Here is an 18096-nt window from a genome sequence, read left to right on the forward strand (position 1 = left end):
GTTAAAGATATGTCCACAGGTAGTATACAAACAGATCAATTATTTAAAGGTCTTACAAGACCTGCAATGCTCTTTGGTGTGAGTTATATGTTTGCAATATTAAACGTCCTGATTTGCATGCTAATTTTCATTAATTCAAATGATTTAGGAGTGATTCTCTTAATGTTACCAGGTATACATGGACTTGGTTATATAGCTTCTGCAAAAGAACCGTTGTTTATTGAATTATTTATGGTAAAATTGGGAAAGTGCTCGAAATGTTTAAATCGTTTTTACCATGGAGCCAATTCTTATGATATTGCTTAACGTTGTGTGATGCTGAGGTTTAGGGCTATTCAATCAAAGAATAAATCTACTCTGAACAGGGAAGTTCACGCTGCTGAATTTATTCCTTATTCTTGCTATTGGAATAGCACAACCTTGATGACAAAAGAAAATTGGTTGGTTAAGGTTATAAAATTAAGTGGTTTTGCATTTGAAACTGCCGATGACGAGGATTTAGTCATACAGAACAACATCAGGAATCAGATGCTAAGAAGCATTTCATCTCCGGCATTTAGTTTGTATTTTCATACTATCAGACGTAAGAAAAATATTTTTTCTGATGAATTTGCAAGTCAAGGTTTGCCGAATTTTTTCGCTAATCACGTAAATCTAAAATGGAGAGAAAAACACGCAACAAGGCAATCATTTATTAATGACCTATACATTACGATTATCCGTAGAGCGGACACAAAAGGAGTAGAATTTTTGTCACATCTACTAAAAAAATTCGGACATGTAACTTCAAAACATGCTTGGGAAAGTGATATACGTGCCACGTATGAAGATTTAGAGGAAACGACAAATCGTGTAGTGACAAGCCTTAGAAATTATTCGCCTAAAATTCTTGGAGTAAAAGAAACTCCAGATGGTTTGTTCTGCGAAATAATGGAGTTTCTATCTAGAATCGTAAATTGTGGCTTCGTTACAAATACGCTTTTTCCGCTAAGAACTGAAATATCAAGATACTTACCAGTACATAGGTTATTCTTTGGCCGTAAGATGATACAGGTTGTGACTCATAATGAGAGTAAATATGCTGGAATAATTAGTATCAAAGAATATGGAAATCATACTTCTGCAGGAATGCTTGATTCGTTTTTACAACTTCCTTACGAGTTTATAATTACGCAATCTTTTCAATTTATAAACAGGCAAATGGCGATTGGAAAAATGCAGATACAGCAAAATCGAATGATACAGTCTGCAGATAAAGCTATTTCTCAAATAGCAGAAATTTCTCAAGCGCTTGATGACGCAATGAGTGGTAAGATTGCGTTTGGTCAACATCACCTGACTATTTTATGTATAGAAAAAAGTCCTAAATCATTGGATAACGCTCTGTCGTTGGTAGAATCAGAGCTTTCTAATTGCGGTGTTTACCCTATACGTGAGAGAGTTAACCTTGAACCAGCATTTTGGGCGCAAATTCCTGGTAATTTCGATTATATAGTGAGAAAAGCTACAATAAGTAGTCTTAATTTGGCTGGATTTGCATCTCAACATAATTATCCTACTGGTAATAAATTCAATAACCACTGGGGAGATGCCGTTACAGTTTTTGACACGACATCTGGTACTCCATTTTTTTTCAACTTTCATATAAGGGATGTTGGACACACTATGATAATTGGCCCAACTGGTGCTGGTAAAACTGTTTTAATGAATTTCCTGTGTGCCCAAGCGATGAAGTTTTCTCCAAGGATATTCTTTTTTGATAAAGATCGCGGTGCAGAGATTTTCTTAAGAGCACTTAGTGGTATCTATACTGTAATAGAACCAAGAACTAAAACAAATTTTAATCCTTTACAACTTGATGATACCTCTGATAATAGAACATTTTTAATGGAGTGGATAAAGTCTTTAATTTCGGTATATAATGATAAATTTACTTCAGAAGATATTGCACGAATTAATGATGCAATTGAAGGAAATTTTAAATTAAGAAAAGAAGACAGATTCTTGAGAAACCTCGTACCGTTTTTAGGGCTTGCAGGTCCTGATACTCTAGCTGGGGCAATATCTATGTGGCATGATAATGGTTCTCATGCTGCAATATTTGACAATAAAGAAGATTTGCTAGATTTTTCACGAGCAAGAGTATTTGGTTTTGAGATGGCTAGCTTGCTCAAAGATCCTGTTGCTCTTGGACCGGTCTTGATTTATTTATTTCATAGGATTAGTATATCTCTTGATGGCACTCCATCTATTATCGTTCTTGATGAGGCATGGGCGTTAATAGATAATCCAGTTTTTGCACCCAAGATAAAAGACTGGTTGAAGGTACTGAGAAAACTAAATGCTTTTGTGATTTTTGCTACTCAGAGTGTTGAGGATGCAAGTAAAAGTACTATTAGCGATACGCTTGTACAACAAACAGCGACACAGATTTTTTTACCAAATCTGAAAGCTACTAGTGTCTATCGGGATGTTTTTATGTTAACTGAACGTGAATATATATTAATTAAGCACACAGATCCGAGTACTAGATTCTTTTTGGTGAAACAAGGAGTCAATGCTGTAGTAGCTAGAATAGACTTAAAAGGCCTGGATGATATAATCAACGTATTATCCGGACGTGCAGAAAGTGTTCTATTGTTACACGATATATTAAATGAAGTTGGGGACAACCCAAAAGTATGGTTGCCTATATTTTATCAGAAGGTAAAAAATGTTTAAGACTAAGCTGTCATTGCTATTAATTGCGATATTTTTACTAAATATAGACTTTTTACTCTCATATCCAGTGCTTGCAGATGGAGTAAGTGGTACTGACAAGACAGAATTTGTTAGCAGATTTAATTCCACTGGCAGTTTTAGTCGTGCCTCTAATCCTAATTGTGGAGCGTTTAAAACAGCTGCAGCACTTGCTGGAATAGCGATTGCTGTTGGCGCAATATTTACTGGCATTGTTTTGATCGTTTCTTCTGCTGGTTTGTTTACCGCTCTTGTTATTGTTGGAATGATAGCTGCAATTGTTGGAGTCTGGAAAGCGATAGGAGGGCTTGTTGTTTGTGAACATAGTTTTGTTAAACACCCAGTTGCACGTGATCATGATGGAAAATACAAAAATTTTAAATTAGAAGACACAGGTTATAGTGGCTGCACCAATGAAAATTACCAAACAGAAGAGGAATATTTTTCTTGTTTGCAAAATAAAGCTCGGGAAGACGTGAACAAAAAAGATTATGACGGGAAAAGAGCAGAAAAAGAAGCCTTAAATTCTAACGTTCAGGAGAGTACAGAGAGTTATTACTGGCCAAAAAATGGTGTGCAATACAGTGAATATATAGAAGTATGTCATCGAAACCCTTTAACTTTTGGTAATCTTTTTAATAAGGTAGACTTTAATTCCAGAGGAAAACCTGGATACATAGACTTTGATGTCAGGGAGAAAGACACTGGATACGTAGATGGGTCATGGTCCTCGAAGGTTGATGGTGGTCTGGAATGTAGAGTTCTCAAAGCAGGACAGAGCGAACCCATACATGGAGCTACATTCAAAGCAGTGAGAAAAACGGGCAGATTGTGTGTGGAGTTAGCCAGTGTTAGCATGCTTGGTATCGAAATGACTCCTTGGCCGCAAGGGGTTGATATGGGGTGCACGGAATTGCCACCTGACCCACTTGCTCCTATGTGTGAAAAATCTGTGATGATATTCAAAAATAAAGATGGTACAGGAGAGGAAAAAGTTCCTATTGGTAATAATGATGACTATAAAACTATTATCAGATCTAAAGAAAAAAGACTCAACGGACAAGGGGGGAAAATTTTTGTAGGTTATGATAATGCTGGCTGTTTTAGCTCGTATGTTTCTGAAGCTTGTTATAACCAGGCAGGGAGTAAATCATTAGCTCCTATTCCCGTAACTTCTATGATAGTGCAATGCATTAAGGAATCGTTAGATAATTTAGTTGCAGGTAAAGGTGCACCAAATGGTGAGAGTTTTATATCTGTAGCACAGAAAAGGCTGAAAAACACTGTAACTGCTGTTTTAGTTTTAGCTTTAATACTGTTCTCTATAAAAGCCATGTCTGGTGGAGTTCAGAGGCCTCAAGAAATGTATATGTTGATCATAAAATTCGCTTTAGTGATTTACTTCACAACAGGCAGTACCATGTCTCATTATTATGGAGAATTAACTCGTCTCTCAAATGGTTTGTCAGAGATAGTGCTAAAAGCATCATCTGAAAGTAAAGGCATATGTAATTATAAAGCAGGTACAGATTATGAATATACTCGTGCAGGAAAGAGGGTATCTTACAGTTATCTTGCACCTTGGGATAGGCTTGATTGTAGAATTTTATTTTATTTAGGTGCCCCTTTAGATGGAATTGGTGGCAAAATTGGTACTGGAGGTGTTGCAACGTTAGCAGTCTTGCTTGGTGCTGCTCCTGTCTTATTAGTTGCAGGTTCGGTAATCGGTATTATTTTTGCTGGTGGACAAATTTTAGTAGCTCTTGTCTGTATATTTATGGCCGTTCTGATGATGATGGTTATTTTGTGGCTGTGCTATGTATTTATTTTATCTCTAGTTGCTTTAAGTGTAATCATCATTTTATCACCTTTGTTCATTCCTATGGTTTTATTCCAACACACCAAAGGATATTTTGAAGGCTGGGTGAAAGAGTTGATTACCTATAGCTTATACCCGGTTATCCTTTTTGCGTTTTTGTCCTTTATGTTCATAGCATGTGATAAAATCTATTTTAAAAATTTAAATTTTGAACTGGACGAGTCATATAAAAATGAACAACCGGACAAGTCATATGAAAAGAAACAAGCAGAAATCTCATATAGTAAGAAAAAACAGTGGTTTAAATTGAAAGATGGGGAATGTGATAAAAATGAAACTACTCTTGCATGTATGATGCAAAATTATAGCTTTAAAAAGAGCAGCATACTTGGTCTATTCGACTTTACATACATGGAGTTTGGCAGCTCTCTCATCGGAGAATTATTAAAATTGTGTTTAGTATTATTCCTCTTTTACCACTTTTTAAACATTCTTCCTGGCATGGCTGCTGAACTTGCTGGTAACCATAGAGCAGCACTTGGCTCAGGTCAGACACCTGGACAAATGGTGGGCAAAGCTTTATCTGCTGCCAAAGCTGCTGCTGGGGGTGTTGCTGGAGTTGCTGCTAAGAAGTTGAGTGGTGGAGACAAGAGTAAATCTCGAGGTTCTGGTTCTAGTAGCTCCGAGAGTGTTAACAAAAGCACTGAATGAGTTGGATTTATGCTAAAATTTTTGCTGATAATACCGTTTTTTTTTCTGTCAGGCTGCGGGGAACATCACTGTATTAAGCCAGAAAATTTATCAGGTTTGCGTGAAAAACTAGATATAGTGTCAACAGAGCAGAAATGGGTTGATTCTGGTGTTAATATCTCAGATAGAATAAGAGTAACAGAGATTGATATAGTGCCTAGTAAGATTAATTTTTGTCCTAAGCAGTATGCAGATTTTGCAATTGGGCCTGGGAGAAATGACGTTGCATTACCATTTGCACTTAAAAAAGGCGATACGATAAGCTTTAGTGTGATTGGAAGTAAAGTGTGTAAAGATAAAGAGAGTGAGACAAAAATCAGGTATTTGAAAATCGACGAAAAGTGTAGCGAGCAAGAAACGGAACATTTTGCACATGTTTTAAATCAAGAGAAATGCCAAGGTGGCAAGGATGGGATATGTCCTAATAAATATATAATAGGCGATGCGCAATGGTTGAGTGGAAGAGAGTACTGGTTTTCGAAGTTAGATCAAGATGAAAGAAAAAAGGAAATTGAAAATATTATTAACTCTATAAAACAAGGAGAGAATATAGATTGCAGCAAGCTTTCAGAGAGCAGTGCAAGTAAGATAGATACGCACATTTTAAATTCACTCTGTAGACGTATATGTAAATTTTCTTCTGGTCGTAGAGGCGAGGATTGCGTGTATATTGAATATAATAATATAGAAATTGAGCTATTCAATGCTTTAAATTCTAGTGGTGAATCTGTTGTTGCTGAAATTATTAGTAACGTATTAAAGGGAAAACAGGTAAAAACTGACATTACATTTCTAAAAGTTGGTATGGATAATGAAACTCTTGAACACATTCCAGGTGGTGGTTTATGTACTAGTTGTGATCATAAGATGGAGAATGACCATCAAATACCAAGTTTAACTTTTAGTCTATGTAGCAGAAATGACAAGAGCTGCTACAATACAAATGACAAAGGCGGGTTCAACATAAGAGTAACGAAGAACCATAGTCTGGAAAATAGCTTGTATATAAGTGTTTCCGATAAATTCCCTGAGCATAAGCCTAGTGAAAATCAAGCGGATATATCTGTAGATATCAGCAAAGTTCATGACATGGAAAACTTGAAAGGAAAATTAAAAGACAAAACAGGCACCATATATTACGGAATAAGAGACCATGGCTGCGATTACAGAAATGAAGGTCAGTTTAGCATTAACCTAACAACTCAAGAGCCACCTACAAAAACTTTTAGTGCAATATATAATTTCTTTGATGAAAAAGTGAAAACTGCATTTTTCGGCTCTAATTATAAAGGCCCTAACGCAATTCACTCTGATACTAGTCCTGTAAAGTCTCTTTACGAAAGTTTTATAAAATCAAGCAGAACAAATACCATTAGATCTACTATAATATCACTATTAGTACTATATATAATCTTATATACTCTTTATTACTTTTTTGGATTAACTCATATTTCTATATATGAGTTTTTAATTATATGCGTAAAGATAGGAATCATCGCCCAGCTATTGCAGGATAATAGCTGGGACTTTTTTTATAACAACGCATTCTCTATATTTATTAACACTCCAAAACAACTAATAGAAATAGCAAATTTTAGAGGCACTACTTCAAATGTTTTTGAGTTTCTTGATTTGCCGCTCAATAGGTTCTTGTCATCGCATTCAGTATTGTTAATAGTATCTCTTATATTTTCTGGCCCTTTGGGCATTGTATCTTTTTGCTTGGTGATTTGGGGTTTAATCACAGTGAGCTTATCTATTTTTAATGCCTTATTTTCTTTTATTACATCTATAGCAATAGTTGCGTTATTACTTTCTTTAGCACCTATTTTTATTATTTGTCTTTTATTTGCGTATACTAGGCAGATGTTTCAAAACTGGGTTAAAAATTTAGCAAGATTTGCAATTCATCCAGTGGTCCTTTTAATTTTTATATCACTGATAAGTCAGGTTATGGATTATATTGTGTATTCAGTATTTGATTTTGAGGTCTGCTCTACATGTATACTTAATATTAACCTAAAGATTTTTAACCCTTGTATTTTTTATGGTTATGCTTCCAAATATACACCTAATATTACCGCTATGATGGCTTTTGTTATTTTGGGACACGCTATGAAAGCTTTAGTTGAAGCTTCTTCGGCAATATCTGACTCGTTGTTTGGTGCTTATGTAGCAAGCGAACCTGGAAGACAGTATCAACAAAGCTTAATGGGGACAGTAGGGTTAGATGAACAAAGCGTTCAAAGAAGAGAAAGAGGAGATGCCTCTCAACAATCAGGTACGTCAAGACCTCAAATACCACAAGGGACTCAAAGGTCAACGCCTCAGATACCACAACCAGGAAGACAGCAATGATAAGTAAAAGATTACTATTATTGATACTGTGTCTTGCAATCACTGGTTGTAATATGGATTGTGTCGAGCCTGGGTTGCAGAGCAAAAACACCAGCGTTAATGTGGATGTTCCAGTTCGTAAAGCCGATAAAATTCATTGGGTTGATTCTGGTCAGGTAATTAGTCAGGGTGAGAAAATCAAATTCACCCTCGATGGATCAGTAAATTTTTGCCCTTTTAAAGAAGACAAAAATCCAAGGAAAGTACTTGTGCCAGCTAGCTTTTGTGCTGATGGCTCAGAACCAAATTATAGTAAGGCTGCGGATATTAATAGTGTATCTAACAATTATGGTGTTAATGAAAGTAAAAACGAACTATGTGGTGGCAAAGGATTTGGCAGCAATAGACATTATGTGGACACTGGAATTAAAGTAAATCCTGGTGACAAGTTAAGCTTCAGCTTAGTTCCCAGAAAAATAACAATTGATTACGACAATCCAGAAGGGAAAGGCATCAATTTTGATGACAATTGTTATAAAGCTGTAGAAAATGATCGTAAGGAAACTGTATATAAGAAAGCTACAGTGAGTGAAGTACATCAGGGGGGAGAGTTTTTTTGTGATGGTAAAGATGGTACAAAAAATAAAATACAATTTTTACCTCTTGATAAAACAAAAGCAAAGGAAAGCAAAGTGCTAGTTGGCAATGGGTATACCCCATATGATAATAAGGTGCATTTTAATAAAGGTTATATTCAAGACAATGAACCATGGGTATATGGTTCACTACTTGATTTACGCCGCGCTAAAATAGGATTGAACGAGTTATGTGATGGAAAAAACTGTAGTCTTGATGAGAGAAAAAAGTACTCCTCCTATGAGCTTAACTGCTACCATCAAAATATATGCTATAGTGAGAAGGGTATATGGAACTATGGTTTAGGTCAAGCAGGAGAACGGAACTGTGTCTCCTCTATAAGGTATAAGAAGTACGATAAAGGAAATAAATGTGATATGTATTCTTATCTAGAAAAAATGGAAGGGAATGTTAAAGCAGGTAGTTTTACTGAAGATGATAAATCTTGGGCTGAGGCTCTTGTTGCAAAAATTGGTGATCCTGATGATAAAAATACCGCTAAAGGTATTCAATGTCTTCCAAAGAAAGAGGGTGCAAAAGGGGATAATATGTGTTCGCAAATTGGCGATAACAATAAATTCGAGGATTTTTCTCTGGAATTGAACAATGATTATCCAGTAAATGACGAGGTAACGCCCGGTAGTAGTGTGATGCTCGCTATCGCAGATTATGGTCATTATTACTATAATAGAGGAGGGTACCATGTTAAAGTGACTAGATCATGTGAATATATTAATGGCGAAAAATTATATGTATATTTAGGTGATGAGCCACCTAAAGATTTGCATGGTGTGGGAACTAATGATTTTAAAGTGGTAGGAGTGAGAGAAAGAGTAAACGGAAAAGATGAGTACACCATATTAGATGTAATAAGCGGAGAACACTTTCAGAACAAAGAATCTAAGAAGATATATTTCGGCATCAATGTAAGCAACGTAGAGAGAGATGACATTACAGATAAAAATGGCAAATATTATGAAAATAATAAGTACACAGTAACTTTATTTGTTAAAAGAAAAATTAATGATTTTATTTCATCGAATGTAAACGGAGTATTTAAACTTATAAAAGAAGAAGTAATTGGGGACAGCGTTAAAGATTCATACAAAGGATATGCAAGAGGTCTTCTTCAAGGGGTAAGAGCTTTGCTTACTCTATACGTTATATTTACTGTCGTTGGCTATATGCTTGGAACAATACAGCTAAGTAAATTTGATTTCATTGTAAGAATGTTCAAGATAGCATTTATAGCTTTTGCCTTTAGCGATAGAAGCTGGGAACTTTTTGGTACAACTTTATCCAGACTTTTTATAGATGGTAGCACTTATTTAGTTGATAGTTTTTCTGGCTATGTAGGAGAAGGGGAGAGAAAATTTGCATTCTTAGACTTGACAGCAGGAGTATTATTCACAGCAGAAACTTGGCTAAAGTTTTTATCGTTGATGCTTTCTGGTCCTTTTGGCGTTATTGCATTTTTGGCAATACTCTGCGCTACTTATGCGTTTTTAAAATGCATTATTAGTGCTACATTGAAATATGTAATATCTACTGTTCTAGTAGCGTTTTTACTGTCATTAACACCTTTATTTATCGTATTTATTCTATTTCAAAAGACTAAACCCTTGTTTGATAATTGGATAAAAACGTTGGCTCATGTTTCATTAGAACCAGTCATTTTATTTTCATTTTTATCTCTTTTAAATCAGTTGATGTATTCAGTTTTATATAACCTCACAAATTTTTCTGCATGCTATCAATGTTTAATTAGCGTAAATTTCTTATCGTATGATCTGTGCTTGATGAAATCAATACTGCCTCTTGGATACAGTCCTGGCACTAGCGTTGATGTTGCACTCAGTACCGGAGAAAGGGCTGGTGGACACTTTGCAGCATTACCTATAGACCTAATCCAGGCGTTTACATACCTCATTATTGCCGGTGCAATGGAAGCTTTTGTTTCTATATCGGAAACTATGGTACAAACACTATTTAGCTCTAGTTATGGAGTTACTGGCGGTGTTGGTACAGTTGCTAAGAGCGCATCGCAAGCTATGCTGTCAACCGTTGGCCTTGATGATAAGACCCAAAGTATGATACAGAGTATCAAGCAGAAAATGAGTAAAGATCGGGGAAAAATTGAGGCTAAATTACCTAACACACCAAAGCAACCAGACAAAAAAGAAGATTCTAAAGGAAGTTCTGATAAAACAACGAGTGATAGACCTAAAACATTAAAACAATCAGATCAGCAAAAAAATTCTGATGAAACAATAAGAAGTGATCCTAGTGCTAAAGCTAAAAACAAGGAAGAAAATGGAGAGGAGTAAGATATGAATGATGTTATGGAGTAACTAATTAAAAAGATATTTTAAGTAAAGTTTTAGAAATTTATTCTGTATTTGGAAAAAGTTTAGATATGCAATCACGTTTAGGCAAATGTTGGTTTAGGGTATTACTTCTTGCAGCTTATGTGCTGATCACAGGTTGTAGTAAGAACGATATGCCTTTTCCAAGGTGCATATTTGCTGACTATTTTGGTCCTGAACCTATTGCAGTAAGCGCTCATTTTTCAAGCGATCATGATGCTTTTATTCCAGAAGGTGAAGATGAAAGCGTTATTGATCCTGACACTGGTGAAATTAATTCTGGTTTTCACCATAACCAAGTGGTGAAGTGGAAAGATACTGGATTAGAAACCAATGGAGATAGCTTAATAGTGCGAGTAAATGGTGCATGGACATCTTGGAGTAATAATAACAAGAAGGAATCTAAAAAAGGCAGTTATACCTTACAAAGCTTGGAGCAGTTAAAATATGCAACTAAATTTGAAGGTAAACAAAGTGATAATAGTTTACCTAATTTTCACTTAGTTTGTAATGATTATAAACCTAGCATACAAAAATTTTCAAGTAAGTCTGATACAAGTTGCACTGTAAATTGCAAGTGCATTAATGAAGATGATAGCGCAAATACAGTATCACGTGGTGCTCCATGTTGGTTTACCAATGGTCATGGTGCTTATCTTTTGTTTCAAACGGGGAAAGATGATCCTAACGAAAATCTAAAGTTAATGCGCGATCCTCAATATCCTACTGTACATCTAGGTTACAACTCCGTGGCAGAAAATGGGAGCGGTCTTTTTACTTTAGACAGAGATAGCACTAAATTAAAAGACAGAAATTGTAATGAGTTGAAGTTAAAAAAGGGATGGAAAATATATGTAAAAATATTAGATAGATATTACTTAGATAATGTAGGTGGCTACTCTTTTGAGTTCTTAAGTGGAGTGCAGCAGCCAAGTAGTTTTGGGTTTTTTGATTACATTTATAACTATCTAAAATGTGTATTATTGATTAACGAAAATTGCAAAGAACATTTTAATAGCAATGATCCTGCAGTTGCACAAGCTATGTTCGAAAATATAGCTGAAAAAAGTACGAGCTTTCACAATTTTGTTCTTTCCTTGCTTGTTCTATTTGTAATGATTTCATCGCTTCTTTATCTTTTTGGCATGATACAAGAAACTAAGCATGATATGCTCATCAGAATGATGAAAATCACTCTAGTAATAGTGCTTATATCTCCTGGAAGTTTTAGATTTTTCTATGATCATTTTCTTGTTTTATTCGTTAAAGGTCTTGAACAATTGATAAGTATAATTACTAATTTTGCTCCCAACATGAACACCGGAAGTATTGCTCAAGGAGATGAAGCTAAGTTGTTTAGCTTCATGGAGGACATGTTCAATAAGTTTTTTGCTTATTCTGTTTGGAAAAAGTTTGCAGCGTTTTTACATTACCAAATGTGGGCAAGCCTTCTTATGATACCGGCAATTTTCATAGGGATTGTGCTATACTTCTTGCTGTGCTTATATGCTTACATAATATTTCTCTCTGGTTTTATGGGTATAGCTTTTCTTATAGCCATTATGCCACTGTTTCTAATTTCTATTTTATTTTCACCGCTGAAAAGTCTATTTGAAGGTTGGATAAAATTCTGCATCAGCTTTTGTTTACAGTCGATTATGATATTTGCTCTCTTGTCATTACTGGCTTCCATTATAATGAATACCTTTTATAGGCAGTTAGGTTTTACTGTATGCTACAATAAATGGTTTGAGGTAAGGTTATGTGCTCCAAAATGGGTGTTTGGTGGTTTTTGTATCGTTGATAAGCAGTACTTTGGTTGGACCCCAGGGCAAATTTTCGTACCTTACACTCTTGGAGAAGCTTCTCCGCTGAACGTAGATAAGAACATAGAAGGTATAGAAAAGATAAGCAGAGAAGGTGGTACAATAAAATTTACTGGCGGTGCTGGGTATATCCCTCTTCCACCGGATTACATTGAAAAAGGGTTTCGTTATATAGATTATCCTTTCTTTAACCCAATTCCTGGTACTAAAGAGAATCCAGCAGACCATTATATTGCAGAAAGTGATATGGTAGTAGATAATAGCTGTAGTGTAAAAGATTTAGTGCGTTTAACAAATAGTTTATCCCATGCATCAGAAAAAGCTGATATCTTATTATTGATTAATAATATAAGTAAAAAGACAGAAATCTATTGTAAGCAGCCAGGAAATGAAAGCAGGTGTACTAATTACAAGGAAATCATAGAAAAAGTAATTCTACAGCCAAGTTTAAAAAGTGAAATAAAGTCTTTAGTGCAAGATATAATTAGACAAGATGGGAGCTGCCAATCACAGAATTTTTATAAGGTAAATAGAAACTATCAAGAAAATAGCGATTACCAAAGGGTGCAAGACATACAGAGAGGTTATTTAATCAATGCAGGGGAAATCTTTATACTATTCTTGCTTTCATTTTTAATGTTCTCCTTACGCACGTTCGTACAACAAATGGGCTCAAGTATCGCTGGTGGTGGATTCAGCGTTTACAATATATCTAGTATGTATCAGGCATCGCCTTTGACTGGCATAATGGAAGGATTCAAACAGCAGTGGCAAAATTTTGCTGGTAGAGGACTTGAGTCTTTAGGCAGTTGGGCTACTCATTTACCGGATAGATTAGCCGGAGGTGCAGCTAATCTGCTGGGGAGAGTACCAAGAGTTGGAGGAGTGCTGAAATACGCTATTGATGTGCCACGTAAATTTGTAGGTGCTACTATTGAAGCAACAAAATTTGCAACATCACCTAAAAATGACGTTGATAAACTTGAGGAAAAGATCTACAGGGCATTTGGAGTTGATAAAGAAGATATTGTGCATAGAAGAATTGATAGATATTTAGAATATTACAAAGGGTATGTAGGATCACATTTGGGCTATACAATAGAAGATGCTATGAAGTTTACTTGGGAGCATGGCCTTGATTCTATAGGAGTTAGCCGCCGTACAGGAGAAAAAGATGGTTATCCAAATAACTTACTTTTTAGAGCAAAATCGCATAGGCAAGATTTCTTGAATAAGCTTCATGATGACACCATAGGCCGTAAGAGAGAACCAGAAAAAGACAATCCTGATCAATCAAATGAAGTGACACGAAATTTAGGCACGGAACCAAAAGGTTCAGATGAAATTGATGATTTTGGATCTGCTTTTGAAGGTATGGAAAAACGTGCTGAAAGAGCTAGAAGAAAAGAAGAAAGAGATCGAAAAGACGAAGTTTATAATCTTAAGCCTTTATTTAAAGAACCAAAAAATCCAGAAGAGTACGTTAAGGCACTTTTTGAAATGAATACCCAGGAAGCTATAAAAAAACGTGCTGAAAGAGAGGAAAAAAGAAATCGAGAAGACAGTAAAAGGAAATTACCGGAACCAATGAGGAAACCAGATGCAAAAGGAGATGAGAAGAGGATTGAAGATGAAGACTAATAAAAATTTCAAAGGCCTTGATTATTATAAATTGCAGCAAGACAAAGATGGCAACATAAAGTTAAATGACTACGACGACATTTTAAATGCGCGTAGGGCAAGGGTAGACTTGTTGCGGGATAACACATCACTTGACAAGGATGTCAATTTTGCTAAATTGAATAAAGCTTTGAGTGAGAAATTTGTAGATAATCATAGTTTATTGTCTGAATTTGATAGGGAAGACAAAGAGATTGTACAAGAAAGGATTAAGGTGTTTAGTATTTTAGAAAGTCTTGAAGACCTTAAAAGCGTGAAAAGTGAAGATCTGTTAGAGGTTAGCTTACTGCTGTCAGATCTTAGCTTCATAGAGAGAAATGTTGTACTAAATACCGATCAGAATTCTGATCTAGCAGGATTTAAAAACCTATTTATTGAAAAAAAAGCATCTGGTGAAGAGTATAGTGAAGAAGAATGTAGAGGCTTTCTTGATAATATAGATAAAATCAATACTATAATTAAGTTAGAGTTAGAAAGCAGAATTGAAGGGCTAAATCATGATGAAAAAAATGATCATGATGATTTACAAGATGAGATTGGTCAAGCAATTAATGCAGCAGGCAAATCAGAAAAAGATAACTGATGAGTCTTGTGTTTGTGTTTTTCTTACAAGCGACTCGATAGCTTCTCTCTATTAAACTGCTAAAGCCATATTGACATTAATCATATAGTATAAATAATTAATTATTTTGGAGCTTATTTAATATGCTACGCATCATTGCAGGCAAATATCGCGGAAGAAAAATAACTACAGGTAAGCATTTAGCTGCACTGCCAACTATGAGTATTGTCCGAGAAGCAATATTTAATATGCTTTCCTCAAGAAAACCTATTTATAACTTGAATGTACTTGATTTATTCTGTGGTAGTGGTTCTTTTTCATTTGAAGCGCTTTCTCGCGGCGCTAAACATGCATTTATGGTAGATTCAGATTATTACAATTTGCAATTGCCTAAAAAAACAGCAAAAGATTTTGGAATTACGGACAATGTTACGCTAATTTGCTGCAGTGCTAACTGCTTACCACAACCTATTTCAAAATGTGACATAGTTTTTATAGACCCACCTTACAATAGCAATCTAGTTGAATCAACGTTGAATGGACTAGCTCACTCAGGCTGGTTAAGTGATGATGCATTGATAATTCTAGAGATTAGGAAAAACGAAGATTTTGAGTGCAATAAAAACTTCAGTATAATCTTGGAACGCACCTACGGTATAGCGAGAATAATTTTTCTTTCTCTATTAACTTGAACTTGCATATACTTTTCATTGATGAGTTCCAGTTCTATTTTCGTCAAGTTTCCGGAGAAATTGCTTATTCTGTACTGCCCTGGATCAAAATTTTTATTAAATTCAGAGTCTATTAAATATTCATGTGCTTCTTCAATAAATTTATTTTCTTTTTCTTCGTAACTGGTGTATTTTGTTGTACCATTATTATCCTCACGATAAACTAAATGTTCTTTATGATCAGCATGAATATTTTTATTTTCACAAACCTTTTCAGGATCGTGCTCAAGTACTTTTCTACCAACAATCAATAGCTTATAAGAAATTTCCTATGATTCCTTTTAAGCGAGTTTTGAATTTTTGAAATGTCATGACATTGTTGATACGGTTATCAAGAAACGATAAAGTATCCGCAAAATCTTCTGAATAATCATTGATAAAAAAAAGTATCGTACTTAAGTACACTCCAGCTAATATTGCTCTTTTTGTATAGTAGTTAAAATCTGTTGATTGGTCATGAATGCCATACCAAATCGCACTAATAGTTCTGTATAAAAGTTTACTAGAAAAATATGTATTTTTTGGTGATACGGAGAATGATAAAACATTTTTTAAAAGTTCTCTATAATTCGGTAGCTTAGCATAGTTTGAAAGGTGTATTTGAATGGCTAACTTTACTCGCTCTCGCACTTTCATATCTTCTAAATTAGAATTCCTTAGTTCAGCTTCCATTGAGCTATTTAAGTCCTCTGCTATGTGCTCCAAAGCGCTATATATTCCATTCTGAAATTTGCAAAAGCTATTAGCTAGATTAAGGTCAGTGCACACCTTTAATAGGGTTTCATCGCTTATCCCTTCAAATGGAATAACCCTAATTAGCTTATCTATTATTAACTTTTGTTCCACGCAACATCATACTAAACAGCATGTGTGATTGTACCTGAGATTTTCAAACATTCTACAAAATGCTTCACCACGTTCCTCGAAATTTTTCCATTGATCAAAAGAAGCACACGCGGGAGAAAGTAATATTGTTACTTCTTCTGCGCTATTTAAGGCCTCTTCAAAAGCCAATCTGAATGCATCTTCTAGATTGCAACATTTAACATAATCTACTTTATTCTCCATAACATTTGCAAAAGCTTCGGTTGATTCTCCAATAAGAAAAGCTTTTCTAACCCTTGTAAAATGCTTGCTTAATGATTCTATTCCACCTTTTTTGCTTCTTCCACCAGCGATCCAATTTATGTTTTCATAAGATAAGATCGCCTTTTCGCTCGATTTTGCATTAGTTGCTTTGCTATCGTTCACGAAAAACACATTTCTTATTTTGCCAAGCAGTTCATTCCTATGCCTCAGTCCTGAAAAGGACTTGATTCCATTGATAATAGTGTTGCTATCTACTCCAAGTACCTTACATACGGCATATGTGGCTGCTATGTTTTCTGCGTTGGATATTAGGTTTATTTTCACGTCGCTTACTGATAAGCTATGATTCTCTAGTTTTAACGAGATCTTCTGGATCCCAGTGCCCCTTTTGTCATCCAAGTAGCTGACACTGGGATCCAGATAATTTCGATCTATACCAGTAATCTGTTCACTATAATCAAGCAAATTGTTACCTGCCAATGATATTAGATCTCTTGCACCACCCTCTGTCATCTGAGTAGTTGGCAATGGTTTTTCTTTTTTGGATTCCAGCGTCACGCGCTGGAATGACATCGGGGAATATGTTACTGAGATTGGAATTTTGTCTCCAGTGAATTTGTTGAATATATCAGCAGTAATCTCATTGTCACATCCTATTACGGCAACCTCACTACCGTTTATCAGTTTTAATTTAGTTGCTATGTAGTTCTCCATACTTCCATGCCTATCTATGTGATCTGGTGTAATATTGAGCAGTGCTGAAATGTCCACGTTAATTTCATTCATCAACTCCAATTGAAAAGAGGAGAGTTCGATTACATAAATTTCTGCATCTCTTTCTAGATCCAAAACAGGAACGCCTAAATTTCCACCAATAGCTACTTTTTTCCCTGCAGATTTTAATATGTGCCCTATTAGTGATGTAGTGGTTGATTTACCATTTGTTCCTGTGACGCCTATTACCTTCTGGTTCGTAGTTTTAGCTTCAAGAAATAGCTCAATGTCTGATTTTATTTTGCAATCAAATCTCCTTGCAAGTTTTACTATCCAATGTGGCTCTGTTGGCACTCCAGGGCTTAAAACCAATGCACTGATCTCATGCCAATTGTATTCCTTGGGATGAATAAAATTACATTTTTTATTCATCATTTTTGCATTTGCTATTTGCTCTTCATGATCATCCCATGCATATATTCTTGCACCACTCTTTGTTAGAGCGTTAATGGCGGATAAACCAGTTTTACCAAGACCAAAAACCGCGACGTTTTGATTTTTGTATTTGTTTAGTTGCACTGCTAGATAACTTATGCGAACCATTTTATAAAGATATCGTACAAACTACAACAGACTTCTTGCGTAGGTTATAACTGTCATTCAATAGAAACGAAAAAACTTGCTTGACACCCTTCGCCAGCGCCCTTATCATGATAGTGAAGCTATTGTATTTGCTTTCGCCAATCTGCAGATTAAAAGGTAAGGGTTACTTAATGTATCGGCGTCTTATGTTCAATTTTTTGCAGTATATAGATACTGTATGTCTTTACAAAACTTCATCTACATC

At 35.3% G+C, this 18096-nt stretch carries 10 protein-coding genes and 1 pseudogene; 8 read left to right on the plus strand and 3 right to left on the minus strand.

Features of this window, described 5'->3' with window-relative positions; translation table 11 throughout:
* Positions 1-9: 9 nt before the first annotated feature.
* The 8 genes from ACEL90_RS02390 (at position 10) to rsmD (ending at position 15407) form a co-directional block, all read left to right on the plus strand.
* Positions 10-306: a type IV secretion system protein VirB3 gene (locus ACEL90_RS02390; protein ID WP_423349187.1), complete on the plus strand. Its 297-nt coding sequence runs from the start codon at positions 10-12 to the stop codon at positions 304-306.
* Positions 307-315: 9 nt separating this feature from the next.
* Positions 316-2721 (plus strand): VirB4 family type IV secretion/conjugal transfer ATPase, encoded by a 2406-nt coding sequence (locus ACEL90_RS02395; protein WP_010962886.1) that lies wholly within the window; start codon positions 316-318, stop codon positions 2719-2721.
* Positions 2714-5269 carry a type IV secretion system protein gene (locus tag ACEL90_RS02400; RefSeq protein ID WP_423349188.1) on the plus strand — a complete coding sequence of 852 codons (2556 nt, stop codon included), beginning with the start codon at positions 2714-2716 and terminating at the stop codon, positions 5267-5269. The genes ACEL90_RS02395 and ACEL90_RS02400 overlap by 8 nt, the downstream gene beginning before the upstream one ends.
* A gap of 9 nt (positions 5270-5278) precedes the next feature.
* Positions 5279-7666: a type IV secretion system protein gene (locus ACEL90_RS02405; protein WP_423349189.1), complete on the plus strand. Its 2388-nt coding sequence runs from the start codon at positions 5279-5281 to the stop codon at positions 7664-7666.
* Complete coding sequence (locus tag ACEL90_RS02410) at positions 7663-10608, plus strand: type IV secretion system protein (RefSeq protein ID WP_423349190.1); 2946 nt, start codon at positions 7663-7665, stop codon at positions 10606-10608. The genes ACEL90_RS02405 and ACEL90_RS02410 overlap by 4 nt, the downstream gene beginning before the upstream one ends.
* An 89-nt stretch (positions 10609-10697) precedes the next feature.
* Positions 10698-14114, plus strand: coding sequence for a type IV secretion system protein (locus tag ACEL90_RS02415; protein ID WP_423349191.1), 3417 nt, complete (start codon positions 10698-10700; stop codon positions 14112-14114).
* Complete coding sequence (locus ACEL90_RS02420; RefSeq protein ID WP_423349192.1) at positions 14104-14736, plus strand: WD_0853 family protein; 633 nt, start codon at positions 14104-14106, stop codon at positions 14734-14736. The genes ACEL90_RS02415 and ACEL90_RS02420 overlap by 11 nt, the downstream gene beginning before the upstream one ends.
* 122 nt (positions 14737-14858) lie before the next feature.
* Complete coding sequence (rsmD, locus tag ACEL90_RS02425) at positions 14859-15407, plus strand: 16S rRNA (guanine(966)-N(2))-methyltransferase RsmD (RefSeq protein ID WP_423349193.1); 549 nt, start codon at positions 14859-14861, stop codon at positions 15405-15407.
* On the opposite strand, the pseudogene ACEL90_RS02430 reads toward rsmD, so the two are convergent.
* From ACEL90_RS02430 to ACEL90_RS02440, 3 genes and pseudogenes are all read right to left on the minus strand, one after another.
* A pseudogene (locus ACEL90_RS02430) lies at positions 15365-15679 on the minus strand (hypothetical protein); the annotation flags it as partial. The gene rsmD and the pseudogene ACEL90_RS02430 overlap by 43 nt on opposite strands.
* Before the next feature lie 22 nt (positions 15680-15701).
* Positions 15702-16292, minus strand: coding sequence for a COQ9 family protein (locus ACEL90_RS02435; protein ID WP_065106633.1), 591 nt, complete (start codon positions 16290-16292; stop codon positions 15702-15704).
* 6 nt (positions 16293-16298) lie between these two features.
* Positions 16299-17852 (minus strand): Mur ligase family protein, encoded by a 1554-nt coding sequence (locus ACEL90_RS02440; protein WP_423349194.1) that lies wholly within the window; start codon positions 17850-17852, stop codon positions 16299-16301.
* Positions 17853-18096 lie beyond the last annotated feature (244 nt).

The sequence above is a fragment of the Wolbachia sp. wLmal genome, from assembly GCF_049435495.1.
GTDB classification, from domain to species: Bacteria; Pseudomonadota; Alphaproteobacteria; order Rickettsiales; family Anaplasmataceae; genus Wolbachia; species Wolbachia pipientis.